Below are 5,144 nucleotides of genomic sequence, written 5' to 3'. Positions count from 1 at the left end.
CGTCTATTAAAAGCGTTATTCAGTCTCTAGAAAGATGGAAGATAAAAAATAAATTCTTAGCGTTGATAGTATCAGATGTGAAAAAAAGGAGCGTTTTAGCATGGCTCTAATGAAAATCGATCAATTCGATCCCAACTATCGGGAAACATTTAATGATGATGACATCAAAGGTTTTGGCGTCTATACAGATAACGACGAAAAAATCGGGACGATCGGTGACGTTTTAGTTGATGAAGATGGTCGTTTTCGCTATCTCGTAGTCGATCTGGGCTTTTGGATTTTTGGCAAGAAAGTTTTGCTACCGGTTGGTTTGTCGCGAATCGACTATAGTGCCGATCGCGTATACGCGATCGACATGAGTAGGAAGCAAGCAGAAGATTTACCTGAGTATAGCGATCGCACTGTACCGGATTACGATTACGAAGAAAGAGTGAGAAACGTATATCGCACTCCTGCTGTAGGGGATACAGCTATGCCGCCTGTGGAAGCTTCCACACCGGTTGACGCAGATTATGCGGTTTCTACACCGACGGCGATGGGCGATCGCGCTAACTACAGCAATTTCAATCGCGATACCTACACCTACGATCGCGAACCCAATTTGTACGAGCTCAACGATCGCAATCATCAAACTTTCAGATTGTACGAAGAACGGCTGATCGCAAACAAAAATCGTTACAAAGCTGGTGAAGTAGCGGTTGGTAAGCGTGTGGAAACCGAAACGGCGCGAGTTTCGGTACCGATCGAAAAAGAGCGAGTCGTTGTTGAGCGCACTACGCCAGTAGATGCCGGTAGGCCAGTTACCCCAGGCGAAGTAAATTTCCGCGAAGGGGAAGTAGCGCGAATAGAAGTTTACGAAGAAACTCCTGATATTCGTAAAGAAGCCTACGTGCGTGAGGAAGTAGTAGTCAGGAAAGTAGTAGATCGGGACACAGTTGACGCCCAAGACACGATTCGTCGCGAAGAGTTAGACATTGACACGGAAGGTAATCCCGTTGTCGATAGAAGAGCTGAAGATCGCTTCTAAAAGCGCGTGCTATTTTTGACAAACTCAGCCGTTAAAAATAGCCGTCAGCCATTAGCCATCAGCTTTTCCGACGCCAATGCTGAATGCTAGTTAAACGTGCAGGCAGAGCCAACCTTTGACTCTGCCTGCTCTTCGAGATTATTCACCAAAAACTAGCTCAGTCTGTCGAGAGAAAGATGGCAGCATCAGATAGATTTTTAACATTTTTTATGAAGACAATTTAGGAGACAATAAAATGGCTTTGATCGAACTAGAAGATTATTATCCCAATTACCGCGAAACTTTAGGAAACGACGATATTAAAACACTCGACCTTTATACTGTGGGAGGCGAGAAAGCCGGCAGCGTTAGCGATGTATTAGTCGATCGCGAAGGTCGTTTCCGGTATCTGGTAATTGACACAGGTGCTTTTGGTTTCGGTAAGAAAATTTTGCTTCCCATCGGTCTATCTCGCATTGATTATAACTTGCATCGCGTCTTTGTCGATGGTTTGAGTAAAGAGCAAGTACAAAATTTACCGGAGTATAAAAAAAGCCTAACGGTTGATTACGATTACGAAGAGCGGTTGAGAGGAGTTTATCGTCCCCTAGCTACCGACAGGGGAGAATCCATTCCGGGATCTGAAACTTATAACCGGGATACCTACAATTACGATCGAGAACCTTACCTGTACAACATTAACGAGGGGGAAAATCAAACATTTCGGTTGTATGAAGAACGGCTAATCGGCAGTAAAGAGCGTCATAAAGTAGGAGAAGTTGCGGTTGGTAAGCGCATTGAAACCGAAACGGCAAGAATTTCCGTACCGATCGAAAAAGAAAGAATTGTGATCGAGCGAAACAACCCCACAGATGCGACACCTGTTAATCCTAGCGATGCTGATTTCCAGTCGGGAGAAGTAGCACGTATGGAAGTGTACCAAGAAACAGCTAACATTCAAAAGCAAGCGTTTGTGCGGGAAGAAGTCAGCCTTCGTAAAGAAATCGATCGCGATACAGTAGAAACGGAAGACACCGTTCGTCGCGAAGAGTTAGATATTCATACCGAAGGCGATCCGGTTGTGGATAGAGGCGAGCGTACATAGGTTTTTCTCTAACTATGTAACCGCAGTTAACGCAATTATTCGGCTTGCTCAGTCAAAACAGGTTTAACAATAGTGCAGGCGGGGCGACATCAAAGCTCTGCCTGTGCTTTACAAGGTTAAATATTCATCCGGAACATCATTACAATTCACAAAAGGTGGTTAAAATGGAGAAGCAAACATCTGCAAAAAAGCTAGAATCGGACAAACATAATCTTCGCATTAAAGTCTTGCTGGAAAAGTTGAGAACTAAACTAAGAAACTTTTCTGTGCAGGACAGTAGCGGCATCTTAGTCGGGCAAGTAAAGGATGTGTATCTTGATAAATCGCGTCAGCTAAACTTAGTTATATCTCAAGCGGATGCCGCGTCCGGTTCGCACGTTTTTTTATTAAGAAGCAATCACATTCATCAAGTTGATTATCCCAGTAAATCCCTTTCATTAGATATTACGAAAAACGAAATACAGGATCTGCCAGAATATAGGCGATCGCAGACTCTGGCAAGGCACCTGTCAGAAAGGCAGAGCGAAGCCGTTCGGGCAAGCAATCCTCCCCCTTCCCAAACGCCAGAAGTCAATCCAAAACCAAGCTATTACGCTAGCTCTTATGCAGAGCAGATGTCAGCGCCAAATGAGTTCGAGGATAACCTGGAATCATCTCAAAATGAGGAGATCTCCCCAGCAGATTCCGAAACAGCAGATGTGGTAGAAGAAGAAGTTATTCGGTTACTAGAAGAACGATTGGTTGTTAACCTCAACAAACGTAAAGTAGGTGAAGTAGTTGTTCGTAAAGAAATCGAAACTCGGATGGTAGAGGTGCCAGTCCAGTACGAGAAATTAATTGTCGAACAAGTCAGTCCGTCACCAAAAGTACTGGCAGAAATAGATTTAGGACAAGGAGAAATTCCCACTCCCGAAGCGATCGCAGCTGCCAATCCAAACAGTCAGTTAACTGTCAGTGGCGAATTTACTTCTCCGAAAACTGCCAGCCTGCTGTTAGATGCCATTGCCAGACAGCTAAATAACGGGTGCAAGAGCGTGCGAATAGAAATTTTGCTGTCGGATTCGCAACATCAGCAAGTTTACCAGGAGTGGTTCGATCGCTGTTCTGGTACCTAAGTCGATTTGAGATTTTGGATTTGAGATTTTAGATTGGGCAATTCAGGGAATTTCCAATTTGAGATGGCAAATAGCAGATTGATTCTTTCCATCTGCTATTTGCCATCTTAAATTTTCGCCCTCCCACAGCGGTAACGATCGGCAATAAAAATGTTACGATCGTTACCGCAGGATTTTGCTAAGCTTTTGTAGTTCTGGGGTGTCTTGGGGTAACTTGCCCCGGAAAATACACCGAGAAAGGCGCTAGGCGAGAAAATCATCGCAAACCAGAAGCAGTTTGCCAAACCATCGGGTTTGGCTTATAGTGCAAGGTGCAGGTCGCAAGAAACTCAAGAAGTGAGCGACAAGCTTGCTTCGGGTGCATCGAAAAGAACCTATGCTAAAACACAAAATCAAATAAAACAAACATCTTTAGAGAGTTTGGGGACAATCTTGGGCATTCTAGACCAGAGAGCTGAAGGTAGCCGCTGGCAGTTCGTGCCATGACTTTTGGCAAAGTCCCAGCCCAAGGTAGCATCTGCACTTTTTTCCTTAAGTTCTGATAAAATTCCCACACTCTTGGTATCGAATTTTGCCACAATGCACCCTAGATTTGGTTACTGCTAGCAGATTTTCTGGCTTATAGTAAAAGCGGCTTCACCCGCACCGCACTCTGCCAGTACCCGGCTGATTTTGCAACGCCAACACAAGGAGAATCATCTCAGTCATGTTCACCACCAACGCCCGTCCGCCCCTGGTTAATACCGTCAGCAGCAATTCCAACTACGTCCGCGCTGTGGCTATCAGCCCCCGCTTGCCTCTGCTGGTCAGCGCCAACTCGGAAGAAATCAAGATTTGGGATCTCGACAACGGAAAATTGCTTGGCAGCTTGACCGGTCATTCAGACTGCGTGCGAGCCCTGGCTATTAGCCCGGATGGGAAAACTCTCGTCAGCGCGGGTAATGACAATACTATCAAGATTTGGAATTTAGAAGACGCCCAATTACTTCGCACCCTAAGCGATCATCGCGGTTCCGTTCTTTGTCTTGCCTTTAGTTCTGACGGACAGACTCTGGTGAGCGGTAGCAATGATAATAGCATTAAGGTTTGGAACGTTGCCGATGGCAAATTGCTTCGCACGCTTACTTGTCATTGTGGGTCGGTTCTCTCTGTGGCTATCAGTGCCGATGGTACGCATATCGTCAGCGGCAGTTTTGATAATACTATTAAAGTTTGGCAACTTTCCACGGGCAAAATGCTTCGCACTCTCAAAGGTCATTCTAACTGGGTGGCGAGTGTTGCGATCGGTCCGGATGGAAAGTTTATCGTTAGTGGCAGTTCGGATTGCACTGTGAGAATATGGCAGTTGAGCAACGGCAAGATGCTTCGCAACCTCAAGGGTCATTCTTGCTGGGTTGATTCGATCGCGCTGAGTTCTGATGGCGAAACCGCAGTCAGCGGCAGCTCGGATAATACTATCAAGATCTGGCAAGTCAGCAACGGCAAGTTGCTTCGCACTCTCACCGGTCATTCGGGTGCTGTTTTGTCTGTGGCGATTGGCAGCGATCGCACAACTCTCGTTAGCGGTAGTAATGACAATACTATCAAGATGTGGGAGATGAATAGCGGGAAATTACTTCGCACTCTCACCGGTGATTCTAATTGGTTTTGGTCTGTTACTACAACTCCCGGCGAACAAACACTGAGCGATGACGATGATAGCAGCATTAAGTTGTGGCGTTTGCGGGATAATTGATATCATGTCCGGTTGTATCGGTAGTAGATGAGTGATGCGGGAAATTATCTGTTGGCTTCAGAGGTTAAGTTTTAACCACAGATGAATAAAGATGTAGGCGAAGCCTTGCCGTAGGCTACACAGATGAACACAGATAAGAGAGCAATTTTTTAGGCAACTGATGCCACCGGGCACGATATGATT

The 5,144-nt window shown here is 45.6% G+C and carries 5 protein-coding genes; 4 read left to right on the top strand and 1 reads right to left on the bottom strand.

Going from position 1 to position 5,144, the window contains the following annotated elements; translation table 11 throughout:
- Positions 1-100 precede the first annotated feature (100 nt).
- The 3 genes from H6S82_RS17270 to H6S82_RS17260 all read left to right on the top strand — a co-directional run bounded on the left by H6S82_RS17270 (position 101) and on the right by H6S82_RS17260 (position 3,226).
- Complete coding sequence (locus H6S82_RS17270) at positions 101-1,027, top strand: DUF2382 domain-containing protein (protein ID WP_190470651.1); 927 nt, start codon at positions 101-103, stop codon at positions 1,025-1,027.
- A gap of 235 nt (positions 1,028-1,262) precedes the next feature.
- Complete coding sequence (locus tag H6S82_RS17265) at positions 1,263-2,111, top strand: DUF2382 domain-containing protein (RefSeq protein ID WP_190470654.1); 849 nt, start codon at positions 1,263-1,265, stop codon at positions 2,109-2,111.
- 164 nt (positions 2,112-2,275) lie between these two features.
- Entirely contained in the window at positions 2,276-3,226 is a 951-nt protein-coding gene (locus H6S82_RS17260; protein WP_190470657.1) for a DUF2382 domain-containing protein, read from the top strand.
- A 392-nt stretch (positions 3,227-3,618) separates the two neighbouring features.
- Here H6S82_RS17260 and H6S82_RS17255 read toward each other — a convergent pair whose 3' ends face one another.
- The gene (locus H6S82_RS17255; protein ID WP_190470659.1) at positions 3,619-3,804 is read right to left on the bottom strand and encodes a hypothetical protein; all 186 of its coding nucleotides are present in this window, start codon (positions 3,802-3,804) and stop codon (positions 3,619-3,621) included.
- 128 nt (positions 3,805-3,932) lie between these two features.
- Between H6S82_RS17255 and H6S82_RS17250 the strand changes: the two genes are divergently transcribed.
- Positions 3,933-4,961 carry a WD40 repeat domain-containing protein gene (locus tag H6S82_RS17250; protein WP_190470661.1) on the top strand — a complete coding sequence of 343 codons (1,029 nt, stop codon included), beginning with the start codon at positions 3,933-3,935 and terminating at the stop codon, positions 4,959-4,961.
- Positions 4,962-5,144 lie beyond the last annotated feature (183 nt).

The organism is Planktothrix sp. FACHB-1355 (genome assembly GCF_014748295.1).
In the GTDB taxonomy this organism is placed as follows: domain Bacteria; phylum Cyanobacteriota; class Cyanobacteriia; order Cyanobacteriales; family Aerosakkonemataceae; genus Aerosakkonema; species Aerosakkonema funiforme_A.
Note: the sequence above shows the minus strand (reverse complement) of the source record. Positions and strands in the feature narration are given on the sequence as shown.